Here is a 26,510-nt window from a genome sequence, read left to right on the forward strand (position 1 = left end):
GTTGTCGAACCACTGGACCACGCGGCGAGTTCAAGACGCCACACCGCCACGAACAGCCGACTCAGACGATCTGTTCGCCGTCGTCGTCGTACACCTTGATCGCGTCCACTGGACAGACCCGGCCGGCGAACTCGGCCTCGAACTCCTCGCCCTCGGGGACTTCGGCGACGAACACGTCGTCGTCGGTCTCCTCGCTGTCCAGCAGGTCCGCCTTCCCGGCGTCCAAGTTCTTCTCGAAGCCGTCCCACTCGTCCACACACTGGAACATCCCGATACAGGTGTCCCGGTCGAACTCGATGCGCATACCCTCGTTTCGGGTGTCCGGTACAAATCGGTGCCGACGCCGGGGTCGCTTGCGTGTCGGACGCGACCGACGACCGACTCACTCCTCGGCGTCCGGCACCGGCTCCGGCAGTCGCCACTCGGGGTTCACGACCCCGGTGGCGTCCCCGCGCAACCCCGACCGACTGACGACCTCGAAGGTCCGGTTCCGGGCGTCCGGCGAGGAGAGAGCGGCGACCATCAGCCGAGCCACGTCGGCTCGGGGGATGTTCCCCGACACCGTGTCCCCGCCTTCGCCGACGACGACCTCGCCGGTCGGCGGGTCGTCGGTCAGGCCGCCGGGTCGGAGGATGGTGTACGGGACACCCGAACTCCTGAGGTGCTCCTCGGCGCGTTCCTTCGCCGAGACGATGCCGAAGGCGTTCAAGAAGAGCCGGAAGACGCTCGGCATCCCCGGGCGCGAGGAGCCGACGCCGATCGAGGATTCGAGGACGAACGCCGCACATCCGCCCGCGACGGCGGCGTCGATCAGGTTCACGACACCCCGACCGTCAACCGGGTCGCGCGAGAGCAGATCGAGCCCCGGCGTGGAGCCGACGGCACAGAGTACGGCGTCGACCGCTTCGACCGCACGCTCGGCGTCTGCGGGCTCCATGATGTCGCCGACGACCACCTCGTCCGCGCCGGCCTCTCGGAGCTCCACCTCCTTCGAGGGATCGCGCGTCAGCGCCCTCACGGTGTAGTCGGTGTGTCGCAGGAGTCGCAGAAGCTGTCGCCCGGTGCCGCCACTGGCCCCGGCGACGAGGACGCGCGAAATGTCGGTCATACACGGGGCTAGCAAGCGGGCCGGGATAACGGTTCGCAGGCGCGCAGAAATTGTGATCGCCGGGGTGTCGTCAGCGAGTCCGGCGAGGGACCACCGACGGGGTTACTCCCCGCCCCACTTCGCCTCGCGCTTCGGCCGCTTCGACACCGAGACGACCTGGATCGGGTCGTCGGCGTGCTGGCGACCCTCCAGTGCCGCCTGCGCGCTGGCGTACGTCGAGAAGTAGGTCACGTCCTCCTCGACGGCGGTTTCGAGTACGTCGCGGTTGCGGGAGACGATCAGGTCCACCTCGCCCCGGCGGACCGCCTCGCGGAACGACTCGGTGTCGTCGAACGTCACGAGGTCGTAAAAGTCGCCGTAGCCCGCGGTGAGCGCCTGCCCCTCGTCGCTGTCCGGCGCGGGGAACTCCTCGGCCGAGAGGTCGACTGCGGCGGTGCCGGACTCGGGGATCGGCTTGTTCGTCGCCGACTGGGCCTTCTCGTAGGCCTTCCCGAACGTGTCGGCCGTGCCCATCACCTCGCCCGTGGACTTCATCTCCGGGCCGAGGCGCGGGTCCGATCCCGGCAGGCGGTCGAACGGCAGGACGACCTCCTTCACGGAGATGTCCTCGGGAATCTGCTCGGTCGCGTCCAGGTCGGCGAGCGACGACCCGGCCATCACCTTCGCCGCGAGTTTGGCGATGGGGACCCCGGTCGTCTTCGAGACGAAGGGCACGGTCCGGGAGGAGCGCGGGTTCGCCTCCAGCACGTACACCTCGGGGTCGGCGTCCGAATCGTGGACGCCAGTGACAGCGAGTTGGACGTTCAGCAGCCCCACCGTGTCCAGTGCCGTGGCGATGTCTTCGGCGACCTCGCGCACCCGTGCCATCGTCTCGTCGGACAGCGAGCGCGGCGGGATGAGACAGGCGGAGTCGCCGGAGTGGACGCCCGCCGACTCGACGTGTTCCATCACGCCGCCGATCAGCGTCTGCTCGCCGTCCGAGACGGCGTCCACGTCGAGTTCTACTGCGTCCGCGAGGAACTGGTCGACGAGGATCGGTTTGTCCGGGGAGACGCGGACCGCCTCCTCGATGTAGGTCTTCAGGTCGGCGTCGTCGTGGACGACTTGCATCGCCCGCCCGCCGAGCACGTAGGAGGGCCGCACGAGCACCGGGTAGCCGAGATCGTTCGCGAGGTCCAGTGCCTCGGCCTCGCTGGTGGCGGTCCCACCTGCAGGCTGTGCGATACCCAGATCGTCCATCAGGCGGTTGAACCGGTCGCGGTCCTCCGCGAGGTCCATCGCGTCGACCGAGGTGCCGAGGATCTCACAGTCCAGCCCTCTGCGTTCGATCTCCGACTGGAGGGGGTGACCGATGTTGACCGAGGTCTGCCCGCCGAACTGGACCATCACGCCGTCGGCGTCGGTCGCCTCGATCACGTCTGCGACCTCCTCGGCGGTGATCGGTTCGAAGAACAGGCCGTCGGAGGTGTCGTAGTCGGTCGAGACCGTCTCGGGGTTGTTGTTGACGACGTGTGTCTCGATGCCCGCCTCCCGCAGGGCGCGGACGGCGTGGACCGAACAGTAGTCGAACTCGACGCCCTGTCCGATCCGGATCGGGCCGCCGCCGACGACCACGACGCTGTCCACGTCGCGGTTCACGCGCAGTTCGCCGCCGGCCGACTCACCCTTGTACGGGCCGGTCTCGAACTCCGGTTGGCGCGCGGAGTAGTAGTACGGCGTCTGTGCGGCGAACTCGCCGGCGCAGGTGTCGACCTGCTTGTAGGTGCGGCCCGGGACCGACTCCTCGACGGTGGTCACGTCCGACCCGGCGGCGGTGGCGATGGAGGCGTTCGTGTGGCCGGTGATCGCCGCCTCGGTGAAGTCGCCGTCCTGTGCCGCCACGACCGCGTCCGTGACGTGCTTGTAGCGCTCGACGTACCAGTACTCGATGCCGGTCAGTTCGGCGACCTGCTCTGCGGTGTAGCCGCGCTCGAACGCCTCGAACATCGCGTACGGGCGGTCCGGGGTCGGCGCTTCGAGGTAGTCGGATTCGAGTTCGTCGTCGCTCACCTCGTCCCAGTCGGCGGCGGGGTCGTACTCCGTCGATCTGAGCGCCTTCAGCAGGCTCTCCTCGAAGGTCCGACCGATCGACATCGCCTCGCCGGTGGACTTCATCGCCGTCGAGAGCGTGAAGTCCACGTCGTCGAACTTGTCCTTGGGCCAGCGCGGCACCTTCGTCACCACGTAGTCGATGGCTGGCTCGAAGGCCGCGGTCGTCTCGCCGGTGATCTCGTTGTCGATCTCGTGGAGGCGCTTGCCGAGGGCGACCTTCGCCGTCACGCGGGCGATGGGGTAGCCGGTCGCCTTCGAGGCCAGCGCGGAAGACCGGGAGACGCGCGGGTTCACCTCCACGACGCGGTACTCGCCGCCGGGGGTGCCGTCGTCGTGCCACGCGAACTGGATGTTACAGCCGCCCTGAATCCCCAACTCGCGGATGACGCCGAGTGCGGCGTCGCGCATCTCCTGGTGGCCGTCGTCGGGGATGACCTGCGAGGGCGTCACGACCATCGACTCGCCGGTGTGGATGCCCATCGGGTCGATGTTCTCCATGTTGCAGATGATGATACAGGAGTCGTCGGCGTCCCGCATCACCTCGTACTCCAGTTCGACCCACCCCGAGATGGACTCGGTGATGAGCACCTCGGAGTTGCGCGACAGGCGCAGGCCCTTCCGGACGCGTTCGTACAGTTCGTCGATGTCGTCGACGACGCCCGACCCACTGCCGCCGAGCGTGTAGGTCGTCCGAGCGATGACGGGCAGGCCGCCGACCGCTTCGACTGCGTCGTCCACGCGCCCCTGCAGGTCCTCGGCGGTGAGTTCCGCCACGGACTCGTCGTCGTCCAGCGAGATGGTCGTGGACTGCGGGACCGGTTGGCCGATCTTCTCCATGCGCTGGCGGAAGAGGTCGCGGTCCTCCGTCGCGTAGATGGTGTCGAGCGGCGTGCCCATGATCTCCACGTCGTACTCCTCCAGCACGCCCTCCTCGGCGAGTTCGGCGGTGACGTTCAGCCCGGTCTGGCCGCCGAGGCCGGCGATCACGCCGTCCGGACGCTCTGTCCGGATGATCTCCGAGATGGCGTCGGTGGTGATCGGTTCGATGTAGACCTCGTCTGCCATCTCCGGATCGGTCATGATCGTCGCCGGGTTCGAGTTGACGAGGACGACTCGTGCCCCCTCCTCCTGCAGTGCTCGGCAGGCCTGCGCGCCTGAGTAGTCGAACTCGGCCGCCTGTCCGATCTGGATCGGGCCGCTCCCGATCAGCAGGATGGTTCTGTCCTCGGAGGTGTCCTCGTCGGTCATCACGCTGTCGGAGTCCGCACATCGTAATAAGCCCGGCGAAAGATTGCGAACCTCGAAACAGGATTTCGGATTTCGTAAGTCTTGCCAGCACCCGAGCCAGAGAGTGACACACGGCCGGACACGTATCGGCGCTGGCGGGTCTCGTGGCGGATCTGTCCGCGTGTCCGCGTCGCTCCTCGCGCGGCAGTCCAGCGGAGAGTGGGACCGTCGGGTCGGCCGACGCCTCGGGCGTCGAGTTCGGCCCGAGCCGGGTCAGGTGTTGAGTTCGTAGCGATACGGGCTGTCGCGGATGACCTGCACGTCGCCGCGTTCGGCCCGCTGGCCCAGCAGGGTCGCCACGCGGTGGGCACTCTCGAAGTCGTCCTGCTCTTCGAGCGACAGGAGAATCTCGCGCGCCGTCAACGGCTCGTCGGCCTCGGAGAGCACACGCCGGATCGGCTCGAAGTCACGGCCGGTGTGCATACGTCTGACGACGACCCGCATCGTCTTAGGGTTCAGTGAGACAGGAGTCGGACGACCGTCAGACGACGCCCGCCGAGTCCCCGGATTTCGACCGGCTCGACGTCTGACGGCCTCGTGGTCGGTGCCCGCCGCTCCGCCGCGCGGTGGCGCGTGCCGGCTCAGACGAACACGTCGTCTTCCGAGAGGTCCCGCTGGGCGCGGTACTGGTCGACGAACTCCGAGACGTCGAAGGAGAGCATCTCCTGCTCGAACTGCTGGATGGCCGCATCGTCGTCGGCGTGGCTGATCGCGTGTTCCATCAGTTCGACGACCAACTCGACGATGATCTCGTGGAGTCGCCGGGAGTCGAAGTCGGTCACCCACAACAGCGCCCAGCCGACCTCCTGATCCTCGGTGCAGTCCTCCGAGACGACCCGGTCGGGGAACTCCTCGAGGACGATACCGAGCAGGTGTGGGGTGTCGAACTCCGGCATCTCCTCGGAGGCAGTCTCGACGGTCTCGCGGAGCAGGTCGACGAGAAAGTCGGGGAGGAAACGTTCGGGTGGGTGGATGTCCATGACGACCGCGTGGCTCTCGCCACAGGAGCAGTCGAACTCCCGCATCCCCATGTCGAGGTTACGGACGCGCTTCGTCTCCCCGCACGGTAAGTCGAGTTCCGCCCCGCCACCACCGGGGACGCGCGGCTGTGCCATACTCGCGGTTGGGTGTCACCGTGGTTAAAGACCGCGTTCTCTATTCGGACGACGTTGTGAATTTGGTCGAATGCGACTGTGGTATGAACTCGGTCGAATCGGTTCCAGACACCTCAGTCGAATCGGGTGCAAACAACGAGCGGTGAAAGCCCCCGGCGTCTCGACCTCCCGCGTCTGGCGAGAGCGACGCTCTCGGTGAGTCTCGTCACCGGCGCGGCGCGCCGGTTTCCAGCGGGACCTCCGGTCCTGCCCGGCTTACGGCGTCGGGGGAGGGCCGAGATTCTGGAGAGCGAAGCTCTCCAACGTCTCGTTCGCAGGTCGTCGGCGCGAAGCGCCGACTGCTGGCGGGACCGCCGGTCCCGCTCTGCTCACGAGACCGCCGGCCCATTTCAGTCCCACCCGATTCTGTGACCCATCGTGTCGTTACTGGTCGTCACCCGGTCTCGCATCGCGGGTCTGGAACCCGGTCGTCGCAGTACTCCCCGTGCCTCCCCGACTGCTGGCGAACCGAACTGCGAGTCGGTTCTCGCTGTCGCTCGAACACGACTCGGTTCCGGTCGCACCAGCTCGCGTCCGCTCGGGTTCCCCGGTGTCGAAGCTGGTCGGGTGACGAGTGTAACGTGAGCTTTCACCTCTGAAACCCGGCGCGCGCGACCCCGACACGTGCGAGGGAGAATCGCGCGTTCGTGCGTGATCCTCGTGAGCAGAGCGAACGGGGGCTACGAGAGCGTGCCTCTCGCCATGTTCGAGGCTGGGGAGGACTGAGGTGCGGTGCGGATGTTGTCGGGGTGATGGTGCTGTCGGCGGTCGCGGTGCGGGGTTGTGCGGTTGCGGTCGTCTCGTCGGTGGGCTACGTAGGTGCGATAGATCGAGTGGTGGTGCTGTTGCGGTCTGTAGTGCTGTTGCAGTCACAGTCTGCGGTGGCGTCAGTTCTATCGCGGTCTGCTGTGCCGGAGAACTCACGGTATCGGTTCTATCGCACTCTACTCGTCGAGACGTCATATCGAGTGAGAATCGGGTGCGAACCGAGTAGCTTCAAATCCCCGGCCTGCGTCGTCTCGCCGAGTCCCATGCACCGCATCGACGAAGTCCACATCGCGCCGCTCGGCTACGAGTACGACCGTATCCTCGGGCCGGTCGAGCAGTACGCGGTGGACACCCTCTACCTCCTCGACCACGACGAACCCCGAAGCGAGAAACCGCCGTACCACGACGACCTCCGAGTCGAACTCGCCGAGTTGGACGTGGACGTGCGCGAACGAACCACCGACCTCCTGGACGTGTACGACGTGCTCGGTGTCGTGACCACGCTGGTCTCCGAGCATCCCGACGACATCGTCCGGGTGAACGTCTCCAGTGGCTCGAAGCTCTCGGCGGTCGGCGCGACGATCGCCTGCATGGTGACCGAGGCGACCGCCTACTACGTCCACCCGGAGGGGTACACCCACGCCGAACGCGGGGAACGCGAGAGCTACGGCTACGCCGACGACGAGGTCCTCCCCTCCTATCCCATCGAGTCGCCGACCCGCGATCAGGTCGCCGTCCTCCAGTTCCTCGACGAGACGAACACCGACGCCCGGACGGTGAAGAAACAGGACATCATCGACCACGCCGAGGCGGTCGGCCTGTCGTTCGTCGCCGACAACCGGCCGGCCAACGACAAGGCGAAGTTCGCGCTCCTGAACGCGAACGTGATCGACCCGCTGATCGAGGACGGCTACGTCGCGGTCGAACAGGTCGGCCGCAGAAAACAGGTCAGCCTGACCGACACCGGCGAAGACGCGCTTCGGGCGTTCCGCCACATGCTCTGAACGGGGGCGTACGCCGATGCTCGTGATAGTATGAACTGTCTCAATACTATCGACTGTACCGATAGTATCGATACTCATGTGATAGTATTGAATATCTGACACCGAGTCGAATCAGATGGTGATGTCGCGGGCCACGCGTCCGGCGTGGCTCACCGACGCCGGGGCCGCCCCCCGCTGACGCCCTCCCCGACTCGTCGCCCCGGTCCCGCGTCGGGCCGGACATCGCCGCTCTCCGCCGGACCGTGTCCGTCACGGTCACCTCGCTGTCGTCGGCCCTTCTCTGTTGTCGGTCTCCCCGGACTCGGATTCAGCCTCGGTGCCCGATCCGGGCTACTCACTCGCTGCTCACTGCTCGCGAACGACTTCTCGCGCCTCCGCCGACTCGTCGCGGTGCTCGTCGGTCGCTTCTTCGGCCGACACGCCATCTGCCTGTGTCCACTCGGCCTCGTCGTATCGCGGGACGGTGTACTTCTCGGGCACTCTGTCGTCGTCGAGTAGCGCGGCCAGTTCGTCCTCGAACTCGTGTTCGTCCACCTCGTCGCGGACGTAGCGCTCTTGCAGCGCCGAGAGTCGATCCAGTGGTCCCGCCGCGTCGAGCAGTTCGCTGTCCACGCGCCGGGCGACCCGGAGGAGTGCGTAGGCGATCACTCCGGCGAAGGTCAAGCCGAGGACGCCGGCCCCGCCGACCAGCAGGAGTGGTGCGGTCCCGGCGTCCAGCAGGGCGGAGGCGGTCCCGAGCACCGTCACGAACCCGAGAAAGCCCAGCAGGACGGCGGCGACCCCGGCGACCGCGAAGAGGGCGACCGCAAAGAGCGCGACGCGGAGAAGCGTCACCGCGCCGCGCTTGACTGCGTACCGGTCCATACCACTGGATTCGACACGCATCGGGAAAACGCTGTCCCGGTGATCCACCGATCCGAGACGGACACTTTTTCGCTCCCGACCGCGACGCCCGAACATGGACACGCTCGCGTTCGACGGCCGAATGGGTGCAAGCGGCGACATGCTCCTCGCCAGCCTGCTGGCGGTCGGTGCCGACCGCGACGCCCTCACGCCCGTCGAAGACGCCCTCGACGTGGAGTACCGCGTCGGCGAGACGACGAAGAACGGCATCGCGGCGACGACGGTCGACGTGCTCCTCACCGGCGCGTCGGCCGACGAGCAGCGCGACCACGACCACAGTCACGCCGATCACGACCACGGCGACGACGACCACGGCGACGACGAGCACGGCGACCACGACCAGGCACACTCGGAGGACGCTCACTCACACGAGCACTCCGACCACCAGCACTCGAATCACTCACACGACCACGACCACGCGGACCACGACCATTCGCACGCCGACCACGCGGACGACGAGTCGGGTCACACGCACGCCGAGGGTGCCGGTCCGACCCGGAGCTACGCCGAAGTCGTCGACATCGTCGAGTCGATGAACCTGCCGGCAGGTGTCGAATCGCGCGCGCTGTCGATCTTCGAGGTCCTCGGCGAGGCGGAGGCGTCCGTCCACGGGACCGACCTCACCGAGACCCACTTCCACGAGGTCGGCGCGGACGACGCCATCGCGGACGTGGTCGGCGTCTGTCTCCTGCTCGACGACCTGGGCGTCGAGCGCGTAGTGACCACGCCGGTCGCCGCCGGGAGCGGCGATGTGGCGATGAGCCACGGCACGTACCCGATCCCGGCACCGGCGGTCGCGGAGATCGCGGGGCAGGCCGACTGGTCGCTTCGGGGTGGCCCGGTCGAGGCCGAACTGCTGACCCCGACCGGCGCGGCGATTCTCGCGACGATCGCCGAGGGCGTCCCGGAGCTCCCGACCCTCGACGTGCAGACGGTCGGCTACGGCGCGGGCGGCTACGACTTCCCGGAGCACCCGAACGTCCTGCGTGCCCTGCGGGGCGACGGCGCTGGCGGCCTGCGCAGAGACGAGATCACGGTGCTGGAGACGAACCTGGACGACGCGACGCCCGAGGTTCTGGGCAGTCTGCAGGAGACGCTGGCCGACGCGGGCGCACGCGACGTGTCGATCCTCCCGGCGACGATGAAGAAGTCCCGACCGGGGCACCTCGTGAAGGTGATCACGAAGCCGGTCGACGCGGAGCGAGTGGCTCGAAAGCTGGCCGAGGAGACCGGGACCCTGGGCGTCCGAGAACACGGCGCGGGCCACCGGTGGGTCGCGGAACGAGAGTTCGAGACCGCCGAGGTCGCGGTCGACGGCGAGTCCTTTGCGGTGCCGGTGAAGATCGCCAGCGACGTGGACGGGACCGTGTACGACTACTCGGCGGAGTACGACGACGCGCTCCGAGTGGCACGGGAGACGGGGCTGTCGCTGCGGGAGGTCTGCCGGCGGGCCGAGGACGCGGTTCGTGACGAGTAGAGGCCGTTCGTCTGCTCGTGTCTACACCGTCGACCGACTCTCACGTCTCGGAGACCTTCACTCGGCGACGAGACGCCTCGCTCACGACTCGATTGCAGTAGAAGACGCCCGAGGCGGGATTTGAACCCGCGTCACGACCGTGACAGGGTCGTATGATGGGCCACTACACCACCCGGGCCTTCGACGCATTACCTCGTTACCCGCTGTAGTAAATAAGACTTTCCAAGTGGAACCGCCGTGAGGCGCGGTACCGCGATTCGGACACAACACCTATACGGGCGGCCTTCGTGTGTCAGGGTAACACGCTCTTCGAAGCCGCCTCCGGCGGCCTGCGGCCGGTGAGCCGTGCGTCTCTCCGGCAGTTGGCAAACGTTAAATGGATGGGGCCGTAAGCCCGCTGTAGTATCTCGTGATAGCTTCTCCCCACAGCCAACCCGATCCATGGTAGACGTAAGCCAACACAAGATGGTTCCGGAGCACCGCCTGCTCGATCAGGACCGCATCGAGGAGGTCCTCGACGAATACAACGTGAAGAAGACGAACTTGCCCAAGATCAAGCGCACCGACCCGGCACTCCCGGACGAGGCCGAGACCGGTGACGTGGTCGAGATCGTCCGAGACTCTCGAACGACAGATCAGGCAGTCGTGTACCGACTGGTGGTCGAATGAACCGACAAGACCGACGCGCAATCTCGCGGGAGTACTTCTCGCAGGAACGACTCGCAGAGCACCACTTCCGCTCGTTCAACGCCTTCCTCGACCGCGGCATGCAGGAAGTCGTCGACGAGAAGGAGACGATCGAGACCGACATCGGCGACAAGGAGGGCGAGGAGCCGGTGTGGGTCGAACTCGGCGACGTTCGCGTGGTCACCCCGCGCGTCCGTGAAGCCGACGGCAGTGAGGAACTGCTGTACCCACAGGAGGCCCGTCTCCGCAACATCACCTACGCCGCTCCCGTGTTCATGGAGATGCAGATCATGCGCGGCGGCGAGGAGGACCCCGAGGAGGTCGTCGACACGACCGAGACCAAGGTCGGCCGGATGCCGATCATGGTCGGCTCCTCGAAGTGTAACATCGCCGGCTTCTCCGAGGAGGAACTCGTCGAGATCGGCGAGGACCCCGTCGACCCCGGCGGCTACTTCATCGTCAACGGCTCCGAGCGCGTGCTGATGACGAGCGAGGACCTCGCACCGAACAAGATTCTCGCCGAGTACGACACGAAGTACGGCGACGAGATCCAGGTCGCCAAGACGTTCAGCCAGCGCCGGGGCTACCGCGCGCTGGTGCTGTGTGAGCGCAACCGTGAGGGCCTGCTCGAAGTCTCCTTCCCGTCTGTCTCCGGTTCCGTGGACTTCGTGACACTCGTGCGCGCACTCGGCTTAGAATCCGACGAGGAGATCGTCCACCGCGTCTCCGACGACCCGGAGATCGTGAAGTTCATGCTCGAGAATCTGGAGATGGCCGACGTCCAGACCGAAGAGGAGGCCATCGAGACCCTCGGGAAGCGGGTCGCGAGCGGGCAGGGCAAGAACTACCAGCTGAAGCGGGCGAACTACGTCATCGACCGCTACCTCCTGCCGCACCTCCACGAGGAGGGCGTCGAGGACGAGGAGGTCCGCATCAACAAGGCGTACTACCTCTGCCGGATGGCCGAGGCCTGCTTCGAACTCGCATTAGAGCGACGCGAGGCAGACGACAAGGACCACTACGCGAACAAGCGCCTGAAGGTCTCCGGCGACCTGATGCGTGACCTGTTCCGGACCGCGCTGAACAAGTTGGCCCGCGACGTGAAGTACCAGCTCGAACGCGCGAACATGCGGAACCGGAACCTGACGGTCAACACCGTGGTCCGGTCGGACGTGCTGACCGAACGCCTCGAACACCCCATCGCCACCGGGAACTGGGTCGGTGGGCGCTCGGGCGTCTCTCAGCTCGTGGACCGCACCGACTACATGGGCGTGCTGTCGCACCTGCGCCGCCTGCGGTCGCCGCTGTCGCGGTCACAGCCGCACTTCGAGGCGCGCGACCTGCACGCGACCCAGTGGGGTCGCATCTGTCCCTCGGAGACCCCGGAGGGGCCGAACTGTGGGCTGGTGAAGAACTTCGCGCAGGCGATGGAGCTGTCACAGAACGTCGAGGACGAACAGGGACTCAAACGCGAACTGGCGTCGATGGGGGTCGAGGGTATCCCCGGAATCGAGGGCGTCGACACCGCATCTGCGGACGACTAACATGGCTCAGGCACGAGAAGCGAAAGTATACGTCAACGGAAGTCTCGTCGGGACCCACCCGGACCCGAACCAACTCGCGGCACAGATCCGCGAGGCACGCCGTCGCGGCGACGTGAGCCAGATGGTGAACGTCTCCGTGAAGGAGCGCACCGGCGAAGTGATCGTCAACGCCGACGCCGGGCGTGCCCGTCGGCCGCTGATCGTCGTCGAGAACGGCGAACCCCTGCTGGACGACGAACACGTCGAGGCCGTGCAGTCGGGCGAGCTCTCCTTCGAGGACCTCATCGAGCGCGGCTACATCGAGTTCATCGACGCCGAGGAGGAGGAGGACATCTACGTCGCCGTCGACGAGGACGACCTCGAACCGAACCACACGCACCTGGAGATCGACCCACAGCTCATCTTCGGCATCGGTGCCGGGATGATCCCGTACCCGGAACACAACGCCTCGCCGCGCATCACGATGGGTGCCGGGATGATGAAGCAGTCGCTCGGGCTGCCGGCGGCCAACTACCGCATCCGGCCCGACACGCGCCAGCACCTCCTGCACTACCCACAGCTGTCGATGGTCAAGACCCAGACCACCGAACAGATCGGGTTCGACGAGCGGCCGGCGGCACAGAACTTCGTCGTCGCCGTGATGAGCTACGAGGGGTTCAACATCGAGGACGCGCTCGTCATGAACAAGGGGTCGGTCGACCGCGCGATGGCCCGGTCGCACTTCTTCCGGACCTACGAGGGCGAGGAACGCCGCTACCCCGGCGGCCAGGAGGACCGCTTCGAGATCCCGTCACAGGACGTGCGTGGCGCACGCGGTGAGGACGCGTACACCCACCTCGACGAAGACGGTCTCGTCAACCCCGAGACGGTCGTCGACGAGAACTCCGTCCTGCTCGGCAAGACGTCGCCGCCCCGATTCCTGGAGGAACCGGACGACATGGGCGGGCTCTCCCCGCAGAAGCGCCGGGAGACCTCCGTCACGATGCGATCCGGCGAGGACGGCGTCGTCGACACGGTCACCCTGATGGAAGGCGAGGACGGGTCGAAGCTCTCGAAGGTGTCGGTGCGCGACGAGCGCATCCCCGAACTCGGGGACAAGTTCGCGTCGCGCCACGGCCAGAAGGGGGTCGTCGGCCACCTCGCGCCACAGGAGGACATGCCGTTCACCCAGGAGGGCGTCGTGCCCGACCTCGTTCTCAACCCGCACGCCCTGCCGTCCCGGATGACGGTCGGCCACGTGCTGGAGATGCTCGGCGGGAAGGTCGGCGCGCTGGAGGGCCGGCGCGTCGACGGGACCGCCTTCCAGGGCGAGAACGAGGACGAACTCCGTGGCGCACTGGAGGAGCACGGCTTCAAGTCCTCCGGGAAGGAGGTCATGTACTCCGGCGTCACCGGCGAGAAGATCGACGCGGAGATCTTCGTCGGGACGATCTTCTACCACAAGCTGTACCACATGGTCAGCAACAAACTGCACGCCCGCTCCCGGGGGCCGGTGCAGGTGTTGACCCGCCAGCCCACCGAGGGGCGTGCCCGCGAGGGTGGCCTGCGTGTGGGTGAGATGGAGCGTGAGGTGCTGATCGGCCACGGGGCCGCGATGGCACTGAAAGAGCGCCTGCTCGACTCCTCGGACCGCGAGTTCATCGAGGTCTGTGGCAACTGTGGGATGAGCGCCGTGGAGAACGTCGAACAGCGTCGTGTCTACTGTCCGAACTGCGGCGAGGAGACCGACATCCACGAGATCGAGATGAGCTACGCCTTCAAACTCCTCTTGGACGAGATGAAGGCGCTCGGCATCGCACCGCGACTGAAACTCGAGGACGCAGTGTAAATGAGCACGTCACAAGCACCCAAAGAGATCGGCGAGATCAGCTTCGGGCTGATGGACCCGGAGGAGTACCGAGAGATGTCCGCCACGAAGGTCATCACGGCGGACACGTACGACGACGACGGCTACCCCATCGACATGGGGCTGATGGACCCACGACTGGGCGTCATCGACCCCGGACTGGAGTGTCGCACCTGCGGCCAGCACTCGGGGTCGTGTAACGGGCACTTCGGCCACATCGAACTGGCCGCGCCCGTCATCCACGTCGGGTTCACGAAGCTCATCCGGCGACTGCTCCGCGGCACCTGCCGGGAGTGTTCGCGGCTCCTCTTGACCGAGGACGAACAGGACGAGTTCCGCGCGCAACTCGAACGCGCACGGGAACTCGGCAACGACCCGAACGACGCGATGAAGGCGGCCATCCGGCAGGCCCGGAAGGCCAACCGCTGTCCGCACTGTGGCGAGGTCCAGTACGACATCAACCACGAGAAGCCGACGACCTACTACGAAGTGCAGGACGTGCTCGCGGGCGACTACTCCGAGCGCATCGCACAGGCGATGCAGCCGGACGAGGAGGAGGACTGGGAGGGGATGGCCCCGCCCGAACTCGCCGAGCAGACCGGCATCGACCTCGCGCGCGTCAACGAGATCATGTCCGGCGAGTTCCGCCCCCGCAAGGAGGACCGCCGGGCCATCGAGAAGGCGCTCGATCTGGACCTCACCGAGGAGGACATGAACAAGCTGATGCCGAGCGACATCCGCGACTGGTTCGAGGACATCCCGGACTCGGACATCGAGTCGCTGGGTATCGACTCGGACCGCTCCCGGCCCGAGTGGATGATCCTGACCGTCCTGCCGGTGCCGCCGGTGACGGCCCGCCCCTCGATCACGCTGGACAACGGCCAGCGCTCCGAGGACGACCTGACTCACAAACTGGTCGACATCATCCGGATCAACCAGCGGTTCATGGAGAACCGCGAGGCCGGCGCGCCGCAACTCATCATCGAGGACCTGTGGGAACTGCTCCAGTACCACGTGACGACGTTCATCGACAACGAGATCTCGGGCACGCCGCCGGCCCGCCACCGCTCCGGGCGACCCCTCAAGACGCTGTCCCAGCGTCTCAAGGGCAAGGAGGGGCGCTTCCGTGGCTCGCTGTCGGGTAAGCGTGTCAACTTCTCGGCCCGGACCGTCATCTCGCCGGACCCGACCCTCTCGCTGAACGAGGTCGGCGTCCCCGAGCGCGTGGCACGGGAGATGACACAGACGCTCAACGTCACCGAGCGTAACATCGAGGACGCCCAGCAGTACGTCCGGAACGGCCCCGAAGGCCACCCCGGCGCGAACTACGTCAAGCGACCCGACGGTCGCCGCCTGAAGGTGACCGAGAAGAACTGCGAGGAACTCGCCGAGAAGGTCGAACTCGGCTGGGAGGTCAACCGCCACCTCGTGGACGGCGACATCGTGATCTTCAACCGCCAGCCGTCGCTCCACCGGATGTCGATCATGGCTCACGAGGTCGTCGTGATGCCGTACAAGACGTTCCGGCTGAACACGACGGTCTGTCCGCCGTACAACGCCGACTTCGACGGCGACGAGATGAACATGCACGCACTCCAGAACGAGGAGGCGCGTGCCGAGGCTCGCGTCCTGATGCGGGTGCAGGAACAGATGCTCTCGCCGCGCTTCGGGGAGAACATCATCGGTGCGATCCAGGACCACATCTCCGGGACGTACCTGCTGACGCACAACGATCCGGAGTTCTCCGAGACGCAGGCGCTCGACCTGCTCCGGGCGACGAGCATCGACAGCCTGCCGGAACCGGACGGCGAGAACGAGACCGGCCCGTTCTGGACCGGCCGGACGCTGTTCTCCGAACTCCTGCCGGACGACCTGTCGCTGGCGTTCACCTCCGAGGCGGGCGACGAGGTCGTCATCGAGGACGGCCAACTTGTGTCGGGGACCATCGACGAGGGCGCGGTCGGCGCGTTCGGCGGCGAGGTCGTGGACACCATCACGAAGATGTACGGGAAGACCCGAGCGCGCGTGTTCGTCAACGAGGTCGCCTCGCTGGCGATGCGTGCGATCATGCACTTCGGGTTCTCCATCGGGATCGACGACGAGTCCATCCCGCCGGAGGCGAACGAGCAGGTCGAGGAGGCGATCCAGAACGCGTACGACCGCGTGCAGGACCTGATCGAGACCTACGAGGCGGGCGAACTGGAGTCGCTGCCGGGCCGCAGCGTCGACGAGACGCTGGAGATGAAGATCATGCGGACGCTCGGCAAGGCGCGTGACTCGACCGGTGAGATCGCGGAGGACTACTTCGCGGACGACAACCCGGCGGTCATCATGGCCCGCTCCGGGGCGCGTGGGTCGATGCTGAACCTCACGCAGATGGCCGGCTGTGTCGGCCAGCAGTCCGTCGGTGGGGAGCGCATCAACCGTGGCTACGAGGGCAGAACGCTCTCGCACTACGAACCGAACGACATCTCCGCAGAAGCGCACGGCTTCGTGGAGAACTCCTACCGTGGCGGACTGACGCCACAGGAGTTCTTCTTCCACGCGATGGGTGGCCGCGTCGGCCTGGTCGACACGGCAGTCCGGACCTCCAAGTCCGGCTACCTCCAGCGCCGGCTGATCAACGCGCTGTCGGAACTCGAAGCGCAGTACGACGGCACGGTCCGGGACACCTCGGACACCATCGTCCAGTTCGAGTTCGGCGAGGACGGTACCTCGCCGGTGAAGGTCGCGTCCAGCGACGACAACGACATCGACGTGGACCAGATCGCCGACCGCGTCATCGACGCGGAGTTCGCCTCCGACGAGGAGAAAGAACGGTTCCTCGGCACCTCCGAACCGCCGACGAACCTCTCGGAACACGCCGGCCCGGGCCTGAACAAGGCCGCCGATCTGGAGGTGGAGTCGGATGACTGAGATCACCGCAGACGTGGAGGCGCTCGTCGAGGACACCGACCTCCCACGTCGGCTGAAAGACGAGGTGTACGACGTGGTCGAGGCGCGCGAGGACGTGAGTCTCGAACAGGTCGACGAGATCGCCCGCGCGGTCGAGGCGCGCTACCTCGACAGCCGGGTCGATCCACTCGATCCTGTGGGGACGGTCTCCGCGCAGTCCATCGGGGAACCGGGGACGCAGATGACGATGAACACGTTCCACTACGCCGGCGTCGCGGAGATCGACGTGACGCAGGGGCTGCCGCGACTCATCGAACTCGTGGACGCCCGGAAGACGCCGGACACGCCGATGATGACCGTCTACCTCGACGACGAGTACGCGACGGAACGCGAGAAGGCCCACGAGGTCGTCTGGGCCATCGAGGCGACGAAGATCCTCGCGCTGGGCGACGTGTCCACGAACGTCGCGGACATGGTCGTGCAGGTGAACCTCAACGAGGACACTCTCTTGGAGCGGTGGCCGACGGTCGGCTCCGTCGACGAGATCGCCGCGGAGATCGCCGAGACGATCGAGGACGCACTCGGCGTGACGACGACCCGACAGGGGACCGTCGTCGAGTTCGGCCCCTCGAAGCCGAGCTACCGCGAACTGCTCCAGTTGGTCGAGGAACTGCGCGACATCACGTTCAAGGGCATCGAGGAGGTCACCCGCGTCGTCATCCGGAAGGAGAAGATGGACGACGACGAGGAGCAGTTCGTCCTCTACACCGAGGGGTCGGCCTTCGGCGACGTGCTCTCGATCGAGGGCGTCGACACCTCCCGGACGACGTGTAACAACATCCACGAGATCTACAAGGAACTCGGCGTCGAGGCGGCCCGCGAGGCCATCATCGAGGAGACGATGAACACCCTCGAAGAGCAGGGGCTGGACGACGTGAACATCCGGCACCTGATGCTCGTCGCCGACATCATGACCAACCGCGGGACCATCGAGTCCATCGGTCGCCACGGCATCTCCGGGTCGAAGGAGTCCGTGCTGGCACGCGCGGCCTTCGAGGTGACGGTGAACCACCTGCTGGACGCCGCGATCCACGGCGAGGTCGACGACCTCAACGGCGTCATCGAGAACGTCATCGTCGGGAAGCCGGTCGCCATCGGCACCGGCGACGTGGACCTGAAGATGGGGTCGTTCTCGACGGACGCGAAGGCCTCGGACGACTGATGATGGTCACGCTGTCGGACGACGCCCGCCGGTACATCGCGCTGTTCGGCGACGAGACGGAGGCGAACGCGGTCGACTGTCTCGTCTACGACGACCGGATCGTCGTGCTGGTCGCCGCCGGCGAGATGGGCCAGGCCATCGGCCCGGACGGCCAACACGTCAAGCGCGTCGAGCGCAAGATCGGCCGCGCGGTCGAACTGGTGGAGGACGCCGACACCCCGGAGGCGTTCGTCGCCAGCGCACTCGCCCCGGCGGCGGTCCGACACGTGACGCTCTCCGAGCAGGACGACCTGGTCGCCTACGTCGAGGTCGCAGAGGACGACCGCGGCGTCGCGATCGGTCGCGAGGGGCGCAACATCGAGACGGCCCGCAGACTCGCCAAGCGCCACTACGACATCGACGACATCCAGTTGACCTGACGCGGGCGATCCGCGTTCGGGACCGCTGTCGATTCGTCTGTTTCCGCCAGACTGTGAAGCGACAGCTCCGCGATCCCCTCAGCTGTCGGCATCTGCATCGTCGTCAGCGTCCGCGTCGGCATCGTCGTCGGTGTCGGCATCCGGGTCGTCGTCGGGATCGTCCGGATCGTCGTCTGTGTCGTTCGAGTCGCCGTCCGCATCCGAATCGTCGTCGTCCGAGTCGCCATCGGTGTCCGAGTCGCTGTCCGCGTCCGAATCGTCGTCGTCCGAATCGTCGTCGTCGTCCGGCAGGTCCTCGCGGAGCGTGAGATACGCGGCCAGCCCGAAGACGCCGCCGATGCCGAGGCCGAACAGAAAGAGGGTGCCGACGGCCAACGCCCACACCGCTGGGCTGTCCATCTGTCGGGCGGTCGCGTCCCGGTGTATCCAGACCGCGACCGCGCCGGTGATGACCGCGATCAGTGCGACGACCGAGAGATCGAAGAAGACGGCGACGGAGGGCACACCACAGACGACGGGCCGACGCGACAAGACGCTCCGTGATTCGTCGGCCGTCCATCGACCCGCCCGACGACCGACGGCGTCGGGGTGTCAGTCGTCGGCGATCGCCGGGGGACACTGCGAGCCGAGCCGATCCGCGTAGCTGACGACCTCACGACCCAACTTCTCGGTTCGCTCCTGCAGGTCCTGATCGACGAACGCGCCGTCCTCGATCTTGTCGTAGGCCTTCCGGATGCCGACCTGGTGGGGGACGACCGTCCCGTGGACGCCCCGGATGGTGATGCGCAGGTGGTCGAGTGTGCTCCCGAAGGAGCCACCGCCGGCGGTCGCCAGCAGGCCGACGACGGTGTCCTCGTACTCGTCGAACGAGCAGTAGTCGTGGAAGTTGCGGAACGTCGAGGAGTACGACCCGTGGTACACCGGCGAGCCGACGAGCACCGCGTCAGCCTCGCGGACGCGCCGTTTCAGGGCCTCGGAGTCGCCCTGTTCGTCCAGATCGGGGTGGTACAGCGGGAGGTCGACCGCACCGAGGTCCAGCAGGTCGGTCTCCGCGCCGGCGGCTTCGGCGGCGTCCAGCGCGTAGGTCAGCGCGGTCCGGGTGTAACTCCCGTCCCGGCGACTGCCACAGACTGCGACGACACGTGTCATTACCGGGCGAAGGGGCCGAACGAGTAAAAGTTCAGCGTGTCTGGGCGTGTAACCTGGGCGACCGGTTCGACGCGGTGTGGACCGACGCGGGGTGACGCAGTGTGGTCCGGCACCGGTCGGATCGTCTCGACGACGGCGACCGAGTCGTCGCGGGACGGCGTGGTCGTGCCCGAGAGACTGGCGGCCACACAGAGGTTTTTGGTGGTGCCCGGAGAGGGACCGAGTATGGATGCGATCACCTTCGGCACGGACGGCTGGCGTGCGACACTCGACCAGTTCACCGACGACCGCGTGCGGATCGTCGGCCAGGCGGTCGCCGACACGCTCCGGGAGACCGGCCACGACGAACCGGTGCTCGTCGGCTACGACGCCCGCGAGACCTCGCCCGGCTTCGCCGACTCGCTGGCCGAGATTCTCGCTGGCAACGGCTTCGACGTGCTCGTCCCCGAGCGCGACTGCCCGACGCCGACGGTCGCCTACGGCATCGTGGACCGCGACTGTGCCGGCGCGCTGATGGTCACCGCGTCGCACAACCCGCCGGAGTACAACGGCGTGAAGTTCATCCCCGACGACGGCGCGCCCGCCCTGCCCGAGGTCACGGAACGCATCGAGGCGAACCTCCGCGAACCGGACCTGTTGCCCGAGGACGAACACGGGACCATCGAGGAGGTGGACGTGATCGGTCCCCACGCCGCACACGCCCACGAACTGGCCGACGCCGACCTGTCGGGGCTGACGGTCGTCTACGACGCGATCCACGGGAGCGGTCGCGGCGTGACGGACGCCCTGCTCGAATCGGCCGGGGCCGAGGTGATCCGGCGACGCTGTGAGCAGGACCCGACCTTCGGCGGCGGGTCGCCGGAACCGAGCCCCGAACATCTGGAAGGGCTCGTGGAAGCGGTCCGCGAGCACGACGCGGACTTCGGCGTGGCGAACGACGGGGACGCCGACCGAATCGCGGTCGTGACGCCCGAGCGCGGCTACCTCGACGAGAACCTCTTCTTCGCCGTGCTGTACGACTACATGCTCGAATCCGACAGCGGCCCCGCCGTCAGGAGCGTGCCGACGACGTTCCTCATCGACCGCATCGCGGAGGCCCACGGCGAGGAGGTCGTGGAGACGCCGGTCGGCTTCAAGTGGGTCGCACAGGCGATGGGCGAACACGACGCGCTGGTCGGCGGCGAGGAGTCCGGCGGCTTCTCGGTCCGGGGCCACATCCGCGAGAAGGACGGCGTGCTGATGGCGCTGCTCGCGGGGGCGATGGCCGCCGCCGAGTCGCTGGACGACCGGGTGGACCGACTGCTCGCGGAGTACGGCGAGATCCACCCCGGCAAGACGAGTCTCGACTGCCCGGACAGCGAGAAGGAGCGGGTCCTCTCTGATCTGGAGGACGAACTCCCCGACTCGGTCGCCGGACAGAACGTCGAGAAGGTCGTCACGATGGACGGGTTCAAAGTCCTCTTGGAGGACGGCTCGTGGCTCCTGATGCGGCCCTCGGGGACCGAACCGAAACTGCGCGTCTACGCCGAGGCGGGCAGTCCCGAACGCGTCGAGGAACTGCTCGACGCCGGGACTGAACTGGTTCGACCGCTCCTGTAAGCCGGGGGCGGTCCGCCGAACCACCGGCGGACAGGCGAACCCTCTTTGCCTCGCCGCCTGACGTGCCGGTATGCAACCGTTCGACGCGACGACACTGGTGGGCCTGCTCGCCATCGTCGTCCTGCTCGGTCTCTCGGCGTTCTTCTCCGCCAGCGAGATCGCCATCTTCTCGCTGGAACGCCACCGACTGACCGCACTGGTCTCCTCCGAGGACCCGAGAGCGGGGACGCTCGGCCGCCTCCGGGAGAACCCACACCGACTGCTGGTGACGATCCTCGTCGGCAACAACGTCGTCAACATCGCGATGGCCTCTATCGCCACGCTGGTCCTGACGCGACTCCTCGGTCCGGGCCCGGGGGTCGCCGCCTCGACGCTCGGGATGAGTTTCCTCGTCCTGATCGTCGGCGAGATCACGCCGAAGTCGTACGGCGTCGCCAACAGCGAGTCGCTGTCGCTGTCGGTCGCGGGGACCATCGCCCGCGTCCAGCAGGTTCTCTACCCAGTGGTCGTCGTCTTCGACGTCATCTCACGCGGGATCAACCGGCTGACCGGCGGCGGGCAGGAGATCGAGAAGCCGTACGTCACCCGTGATCAGATCGAGGATCTGCTGGAGACCGGCGAGCGCGTCGGCGACATCGACGAGTCGGAACGCGAGATGGTGCAGGGGGTGTTCGACCTCTCGCACACTCGCGCGAAGGAGATCATGGTCCCGCGCGTCAACGTCGTCGCGGTGGACGCCACCTCGTCGCTCGAGTCGGTGCTGGACACCTGCGCCGAGCGCCGGGTGACGCGACTCCCGGTGTACGACGGCACGCTCGACCAGATCGTCGGCATCGCCGACATCCGGGACGTGGAACGCGCGATCCGACAGGGCCTGTCGCTCCGAGAGATCGTGACCGAGCCACTCCAGGTGCCGGACACCATCGAGATCGACGATCTGCTGTCGGAGATGCAGGCCGAGCGCGTCTCGATGGCCATCGTCCGCGACGAGTTCGGCGAGATGGAGGGCGTCCTGACCGTCGAGGACATCTTAGAGGAGATCGTCGGCGAGATCTTCGAGGTCGGGGAGGAACGACTGATCCGGCCGACCGCCGACGGCCTGTTGGTGAAAGGCGAGGCGACGGTGGACGAGGTGAACGACGCGCTGGGGACCGACGTGCCGACCGCCGGCGACTTCGAGACGGTCGCCGGGTTGGTCAACGCCGAACTCGGGCGACTGGGCGACGTGGGCGACCGGATCGAGATCGACGGCGTGACGTTCACCGTCGAGTCGGTCGATGGAACACGGATTCGACGGGTGCGAGTACACAGGCTGGCGAACGGGCCACCCCGTGACACCGAATCGGACGATTCGGACGTGCCTTCCTGACCTGCGACCGACACCAACGTTTTGCGACTGGGGGCCGTGTCACCGTTCGTGAACGTCGAAGACGCGGCACTCCCGTCGGAGTCGGCGATGAAGTGGTTGGAACTCGGGGCCGCCTACTTTCTCGTCGCGCTGTTCGCCATCGGGGTGTTCGACCTCGGGTTGTCGCTGTACGAACTGGTCGTCTCCGGGCAGTTCACCGACCCCATCGCCGTCATCGAACTGATCGACACCGTCCTGCTGCTGCTGATCATCGTGGAGGTGTACCAGACGGTCATCGCCTTCACCCGAAACGAGGACGTGCTCCGGATCGTCGTCAACGCCGCGTTCATCGCCATCGCGCGGAAGGTGATCAGCTTCCGACTGGACGAGTTCTCCTCGACCGAGGAGGCGCTGGTGGCGGCGGTCGCCTTCGGGGTCCTGCTCGGCGTCCTCCTGCTCGCCTTCTACGTCATCCGGCAGGTCGAACCGCCGGAGATGCCCGTGGACGATCCGCTCCCGAAGGAGTCGAAGTCGGAGGAGTCGGACTGACAGCGACCGACCTGCTGGCGACAGACTCCTTCACCGACCGATCTTGTCGCGGGCGTCGTCGCCGAGAGTCACACGGACGGTGCCGGCGAGTCCGAGGGTCGAGGCGCGGTGAGCATCGGGCGCTCGCCGGCGCGGAGTACCTTCGCCGTCGTACTCCCCAGCAGTGAGGCTTCGAGTCCGGTCGCGCCCGTCACGCCCATCGCCACGAGGTCGGCACCGACGCGGGAGGCGTAGGTCCGGATGGTCGCCGACGCGACCCCGCGCTCGACCGCCGTGACCGTCTCGACGCCGGCCGAGGCGAGGTCGTCTGCGACACGCTCGACGACGCCCTCGGCGAGCGTCTCGAAGCCGCCGAGCAGGTCGACCACCACGTCGGGGTCGAAGGGCGTGGTGTCCACGACGGAGAGCACGTGCACCGTCGCGTCGCAGGCCTGCGCGAGATCGGTGACCGGCGGGATCGCGGCGCGTGCGCCGTCGCTCCCGTCGAGACAGAGCAGGAGTGTGTCGTAGCGCGGGCGGGCGAGCGTGTCGGTCTCGGGAGTGAGCACCGGGACCGGCGACCGCCGGACGACGCGCTCTGCGGTCGACCCCAGCAGGAACTCGCGCAGGCCACCGGTCCCGTGTCTGCCCACGACGACGAGGTCGGCGGTGCGAGCGTGGTCGACGATCCGGCGGTAGGGGACCCCGCGCTCGACGGTCGTCTCGACCGGAACGCCGCGGTCGGCGGCGCGTGCCGTCACGTCCGCGAGGGTCTTCTCGGGCCAGTCCGGGTCGGGCGCGTCCTGTTCGGGCGTGTCGGGGTCGCCACTCACGGCCTCGCCGGCGCGGTCCAGCGTCTCGACGACCGCGAGGACGTGCAGGGTGGCGTCGGTCGCGTCGGCGAGCGCGAGTGCGTGGCGAACCGCGCCCTCGCTTCCCTCGCTCCCGTCGACGCCGAGGAGGATGCGCTGGATCATACGAGCGAGTACGGCACGCGGCGACATAGCAGTGGGGGCGTACCGGGTCGCAGGCGCGGAGACCCCCCGAATCAGGCGACCCCGCGCAGGAGGTCCCCGACGAGGAAGGCGACCCCGGCGGCGACCATCCCGACCGCGAACATCTCCGCGCCGCTCCGGAGCGGCCCCCGGTCGGTGACGACGGTCCGACTCGCGCCGACGGCGAAGAAGGCGACGCCGGTGAACGCCACGGACCACTGGAAGTCGGGGGTGAGTCGGAAGACGTACGGCAGCAGCGGCGTCCACCCGGCCATCACGAACGCGGCGAAGGTGACGAACGCGGTTCTGGCGGGCGTGCGACCGTCCCTCGGGGTCGCGTCGTCCGCGCCCTGCGAGGCGTGGTAGTCGATCTCGGAGCGCCGCGAGAGGAAGTTGCTCATCCCCATCGAGAAGCCGTCGGCCAGCAGGTTCGCGGTCCCGAGGATCAGCACGATCCGGGGATCGAGCGCGGCTCCGGCGACCCCGGCCACGACCGCGAAGGTGGTCACGATACCGTCGTTCGCGCCGTAGACGACCTCCGCGATGTAGCTCCCCGGGTCGGTCACCTCGTCGCCGAGCAGTCTGTCGAGCATGCGAGTCGGTGCCACGCGGTCGGGCAAGAAGCTTCGGCAGGGGTGGTGTCGTCGAGCGCGGTGAGGAGGGGTTTTGTCGGTCGCGTGCGGAGCTTCGTGCATGGCTGATCGGTTCGTCGTCGGCATCGACGTGCAGGCGGAGGAACTGGCCTTCTTCGTCCACGTGCCCAGACAGATCGACTCGGGGTGGTCCGATCCGGAGGCGTTCCAGCGTCTCGTCGCCGAGGTGACGTGGGAGCGACTGGATCGGGAGGCCGTGCTCTCGGAGATCGCGGCGCACGTCGGGGCTGGCGAGCGTGTCGTGCTGGGCAGCGTGACGCTGGAACCTGATGGCGAGGTCGTGGACACCGAGTTGGCTGTGCCCCAGTTCGAGTTGGACGAGGAGTGAGGGGGTGGGCCGGTTTCCGGCGTGAACGCTGTTCGACTGCCGAATACAGCGCGCAGATCGACTCTCGAACTCCTGAGAGACGAGGTGCCGGTAGTCGAGTCTGAGCACGGTGTCAGTCCGGCCGTATTCAGAGTCTGAAATCACTGGTACCCATTAATGAAGAAGTGGTCGTCATTTGGCCACATGGCGATCACTGGCACGCCGTGCGAGACAGACCGAGTCGACGACCTGCTGGTGCGAATCCTCCACGCGGTCGGAGAAGCATCGGATACTGACCCGCTGACGTTACCTCCGCTCGAAAACGCCATCGACACTGATGCGTTAGCGGCACTGGCCGAGAGCGAGGGTGTCTGGGAACTCACGTTCTCGTACCACGACCACATCGTCACGGTCGATGGAGACGGCGGAGTTCAACTCGCTCAGAAACACACTGATGCCGAGGACACGAGTGGACCGAACCCGCAGCGTTTCGCCTAGAGTCGGCGGGTCCGAGAGCGGCTGACTCGAATCGCTGCTTCCACTCCTGCTGGCTTCAGCCGCTGTCTCTCGCGTCCAAAACTTCGAGGCCAGAGAGGCTCGACAGAGCCGAATACTCGAAATCGCGCGTACACGTCGAGTCGCGTGCGATTCGACTCAGAGTCCGGCCTGTGCGAGGAACGCGCGGGAGGTCGGCGCTCTCGTGTACCTGTGACCGAGGCTGGCGAGACCGGGGGGTCTCGCTCTGACCGAGGTGCGGCGCTGTCGCGGTGTGGTGGCGGTTCCGTGCGCTACGACGAGTCGCGGTGCTGTCGCTGTTCGCGGTGCGGTTGCAGTAGCGGTCTCCCAAGCAGTAGCAGTCGCGGTATGCGACCGTCACTGACACGTTCGAGAAGACCAGTAGACCACCCGAGTCACCTCACCCATCCAACCCGACGAGTCGCTCCTTCTTCACCCGAGACAACTGCTTGATCTCGTACTCGCGGGACATCGCCGCCGACCGGGAGTCGAACGACTCCGAGTACACCAACTCGACCGGCGTCCGCCCGCGCGTGTACTTCGCGCCCTCGCCGGCGTCGTGTTCCGCGACGCGGCGCTCCACGTCGGTCGTGTAGCCGGTGTAGAGACTCCCGTCCGCACACTCCAGGACGTAGACGTGGTGCACGCTCGGCTGTCGGGCGTGGGTCCTCAAAAAGCCAGCCGATCAGCCGTCTGGCGATCAGCCGGAACCGTCCGTGCGCGGTGTTGACGCGATCTGGCTTCGCGTGGTGGTTTTCCGTTCGTTGCTGGCCCAGTGTTCAGGCATTGTTGCGGGTCCGACGCCGGGCTACCTCAGCGATGCCGGCGTTGGCAGAGCACGAGGGACAGGCGTTCAGTCTCCCGTGCTCGTCCGAGAACACGCGAGCGAAGCGCTCTGAGACGTGCGACCCGCAGTGGTCGCAACTTGGCATGATTTGCTCCGGCAACCACCGTGCCGGTAGCCATGCGTACGAGTCCCAGACGTAAATAGGCATCCCCGCGCGCGTGCG

General features: G+C 67.0%; 25 protein-coding genes and 1 tRNA gene. 13 read left to right on the plus strand and 13 right to left on the minus strand.

Annotated features, from left to right (window positions below; genetic code table 11):
• Window positions 1-61: 61 nt before the first annotated feature.
• From LI337_RS15025 to LI337_RS15045, 5 genes are all read right to left on the minus strand, one after another.
• A complete protein-coding gene (locus LI337_RS15025; protein ID WP_227230702.1) occupies window positions 62-304 on the minus strand; it encodes a ferredoxin in 243 nt (80 codons plus the stop codon).
• Window positions 305-382: 78 nt separating this feature from the next.
• Complete coding sequence (locus LI337_RS15030) at window positions 383-1,108, minus strand: SDR family oxidoreductase (protein WP_227230703.1); 726 nt, start codon at window positions 1,106-1,108, stop codon at window positions 383-385.
• Window positions 1,109-1,210: 102 nt separating this feature from the next.
• On the minus strand, window positions 1,211-4,447 hold the full coding sequence (gene carB / locus LI337_RS15035; RefSeq protein ID WP_227230704.1) for a carbamoyl-phosphate synthase large subunit: 3,237 nt from the start codon (window positions 4,445-4,447) through the stop codon (window positions 1,211-1,213).
• 252 nt (window positions 4,448-4,699) lie between these two features.
• A complete protein-coding gene (locus LI337_RS15040; protein WP_227230705.1) occupies window positions 4,700-4,909 on the minus strand; it encodes a hypothetical protein in 210 nt (69 codons plus the stop codon).
• 158 nt (window positions 4,910-5,067) lie between these two features.
• On the minus strand, window positions 5,068-5,601 hold the full coding sequence (locus tag LI337_RS15045; protein ID WP_227230706.1) for a DUF5815 family protein: 534 nt from the start codon (window positions 5,599-5,601) through the stop codon (window positions 5,068-5,070).
• Window positions 5,602-6,671: 1,070 nt separating this feature from the next.
• Here LI337_RS15045 and LI337_RS15050 point away from each other — a divergent pair.
• Window positions 6,672-7,412, plus strand: coding sequence for an HFX_2341 family transcriptional regulator domain-containing protein (locus tag LI337_RS15050; protein ID WP_227230707.1), 741 nt, complete (start codon window positions 6,672-6,674; stop codon window positions 7,410-7,412).
• 345 nt (window positions 7,413-7,757) lie between these two features.
• Here the strand turns inward: LI337_RS15050 and LI337_RS15055 are convergent, their stop codons facing one another.
• Window positions 7,758-8,276: a hypothetical protein gene (locus LI337_RS15055; RefSeq protein WP_227230708.1), complete on the minus strand. Its 519-nt coding sequence runs from the start codon at window positions 8,274-8,276 to the stop codon at window positions 7,758-7,760.
• Window positions 8,277-8,370: 94 nt separating this feature from the next.
• On the opposite strand from LI337_RS15055, the gene larC reads away from it, so the two are divergent.
• The gene (gene larC / locus LI337_RS15060) at window positions 8,371-9,792 is read left to right on the plus strand and encodes a nickel pincer cofactor biosynthesis protein LarC (protein WP_227230709.1); all 1,422 of its coding nucleotides are present in this window, start codon (window positions 8,371-8,373) and stop codon (window positions 9,790-9,792) included.
• A gap of 105 nt (window positions 9,793-9,897) precedes the next feature.
• Here the strand turns inward: larC and LI337_RS15065 are convergent.
• A tRNA-Asp gene (locus LI337_RS15065) sits at window positions 9,898-9,970 on the minus strand.
• 263 nt (window positions 9,971-10,233) lie between these two features.
• Between LI337_RS15065 and LI337_RS15070 the strand changes: the two genes are divergently transcribed.
• From LI337_RS15070 to LI337_RS15095, 6 genes are read left to right on the plus strand one after another with little or no spacing between them, the layout of a single operon-like run.
• Window positions 10,234-10,461: a DNA-directed RNA polymerase subunit H gene (locus LI337_RS15070; protein ID WP_227230710.1), complete on the plus strand. Its 228-nt coding sequence runs from the start codon at window positions 10,234-10,236 to the stop codon at window positions 10,459-10,461.
• The gene (locus LI337_RS15075) at window positions 10,458-12,023 is read left to right on the plus strand and encodes a DNA-directed RNA polymerase subunit B'' (protein WP_227230711.1); all 1,566 of its coding nucleotides are present in this window, start codon (window positions 10,458-10,460) and stop codon (window positions 12,021-12,023) included. The genes LI337_RS15070 and LI337_RS15075 overlap by 4 nt, the downstream gene beginning before the upstream one ends.
• Before the next feature lies 1 nt (window position 12,024).
• On the plus strand, window positions 12,025-13,851 hold the full coding sequence (rpoB, locus tag LI337_RS15080; protein ID WP_227230712.1) for a DNA-directed RNA polymerase subunit B: 1,827 nt from the start codon (window positions 12,025-12,027) through the stop codon (window positions 13,849-13,851).
• Window positions 13,852-16,785: a DNA-directed RNA polymerase subunit A' gene (locus LI337_RS15085; RefSeq protein WP_227230713.1), complete on the plus strand. Its 2,934-nt coding sequence runs from the start codon at window positions 13,852-13,854 to the stop codon at window positions 16,783-16,785.
• Window positions 16,778-17,986 carry a DNA-directed RNA polymerase subunit A'' gene (rpoA2, locus tag LI337_RS15090; RefSeq protein ID WP_227230714.1) on the plus strand — a complete coding sequence of 403 codons (1,209 nt, stop codon included), beginning with the start codon at window positions 16,778-16,780 and terminating at the stop codon, window positions 17,984-17,986. The genes LI337_RS15085 and rpoA2 overlap by 8 nt, the downstream gene beginning before the upstream one ends.
• The gene (locus LI337_RS15095) at window positions 17,986-18,405 is read left to right on the plus strand and encodes a NusA-like transcription termination signal-binding factor (protein ID WP_227230715.1); all 420 of its coding nucleotides are present in this window, start codon (window positions 17,986-17,988) and stop codon (window positions 18,403-18,405) included. Before rpoA2 ends, LI337_RS15095 begins: the two co-directional genes overlap by 1 nt.
• Window positions 18,406-18,483: 78 nt before the next feature.
• On the opposite strand, the gene LI337_RS15100 is transcribed toward LI337_RS15095, so the two are convergent.
• A complete protein-coding gene (locus LI337_RS15100) occupies window positions 18,484-18,909 on the minus strand; it encodes a hypothetical protein (RefSeq protein WP_227230716.1) in 426 nt (141 codons plus the stop codon).
• An 87-nt stretch (window positions 18,910-18,996) separates the two neighbouring features.
• A complete protein-coding gene (locus LI337_RS15105; protein WP_227230717.1) occupies window positions 18,997-19,554 on the minus strand; it encodes an NADPH-dependent FMN reductase in 558 nt (185 codons plus the stop codon).
• A 225-nt stretch (window positions 19,555-19,779) separates the two neighbouring features.
• Between LI337_RS15105 and LI337_RS15110 the strand changes: the two genes are divergently transcribed.
• The 3 genes from LI337_RS15110 to LI337_RS15120 all read left to right on the plus strand — a co-directional run bounded on the left by LI337_RS15110 (window position 19,780) and on the right by LI337_RS15120 (window position 23,050).
• A complete protein-coding gene (locus LI337_RS15110) occupies window positions 19,780-21,153 on the plus strand; it encodes a phosphoglucomutase/phosphomannomutase family protein (protein ID WP_227230718.1) in 1,374 nt (457 codons plus the stop codon).
• A 70-nt stretch (window positions 21,154-21,223) separates the two neighbouring features.
• Window positions 21,224-22,522: a hemolysin family protein gene (locus tag LI337_RS15115; protein ID WP_227230719.1), complete on the plus strand. Its 1,299-nt coding sequence runs from the start codon at window positions 21,224-21,226 to the stop codon at window positions 22,520-22,522.
• Between the two features lie 87 nt (window positions 22,523-22,609).
• Complete coding sequence (locus LI337_RS15120) at window positions 22,610-23,050, plus strand: phosphate-starvation-inducible PsiE family protein (protein ID WP_264475096.1); 441 nt, start codon at window positions 22,610-22,612, stop codon at window positions 23,048-23,050.
• A 68-nt stretch (window positions 23,051-23,118) separates the two neighbouring features.
• Here the strand turns inward: LI337_RS15120 and LI337_RS15125 are convergent, their stop codons facing one another.
• Window positions 23,119-24,006: a universal stress protein gene (locus tag LI337_RS15125; protein WP_227230721.1), complete on the minus strand. Its 888-nt coding sequence runs from the start codon at window positions 24,004-24,006 to the stop codon at window positions 23,119-23,121.
• 71 nt (window positions 24,007-24,077) lie between these two features.
• Window positions 24,078-24,617 (minus strand): VIT1/CCC1 transporter family protein, encoded by a 540-nt coding sequence (locus LI337_RS15130; RefSeq protein WP_227230722.1) that lies wholly within the window; start codon window positions 24,615-24,617, stop codon window positions 24,078-24,080.
• A gap of 100 nt (window positions 24,618-24,717) precedes the next feature.
• Between LI337_RS15130 and LI337_RS15135 the strand changes: the two genes are divergently transcribed.
• Together LI337_RS15135 and LI337_RS15140 are read left to right on the plus strand one after the other, a co-directional pair.
• The gene (locus LI337_RS15135; RefSeq protein ID WP_227230723.1) at window positions 24,718-25,005 is read left to right on the plus strand and encodes a DUF8124 family protein; all 288 of its coding nucleotides are present in this window, start codon (window positions 24,718-24,720) and stop codon (window positions 25,003-25,005) included.
• 183 nt (window positions 25,006-25,188) lie between these two features.
• A complete protein-coding gene (locus tag LI337_RS15140; RefSeq protein ID WP_227230724.1) occupies window positions 25,189-25,482 on the plus strand; it encodes a HalOD1 output domain-containing protein in 294 nt (97 codons plus the stop codon).
• Window positions 25,483-25,900: 418 nt separating this feature from the next.
• On the opposite strand, the gene LI337_RS15145 is transcribed toward LI337_RS15140, so the two are convergent.
• A complete protein-coding gene (locus LI337_RS15145) occupies window positions 25,901-26,146 on the minus strand; it encodes a GIY-YIG nuclease family protein (protein ID WP_227230725.1) in 246 nt (81 codons plus the stop codon).
• A gap of 133 nt (window positions 26,147-26,279) precedes the next feature.
• Entirely contained in the window at window positions 26,280-26,432 is a 153-nt protein-coding gene (locus tag LI337_RS20310; protein ID WP_425600777.1) for a DUF7563 family protein, read from the minus strand.
• Between the last annotated feature and the right edge of the window lie 78 nt (window positions 26,433-26,510).

Source organism: Salinirubrum litoreum, from assembly GCF_020567425.1.
In the GTDB taxonomy this organism is placed as follows: domain Archaea; phylum Halobacteriota; class Halobacteria; order Halobacteriales; family Haloferacaceae; genus Salinirubrum; species Salinirubrum litoreum.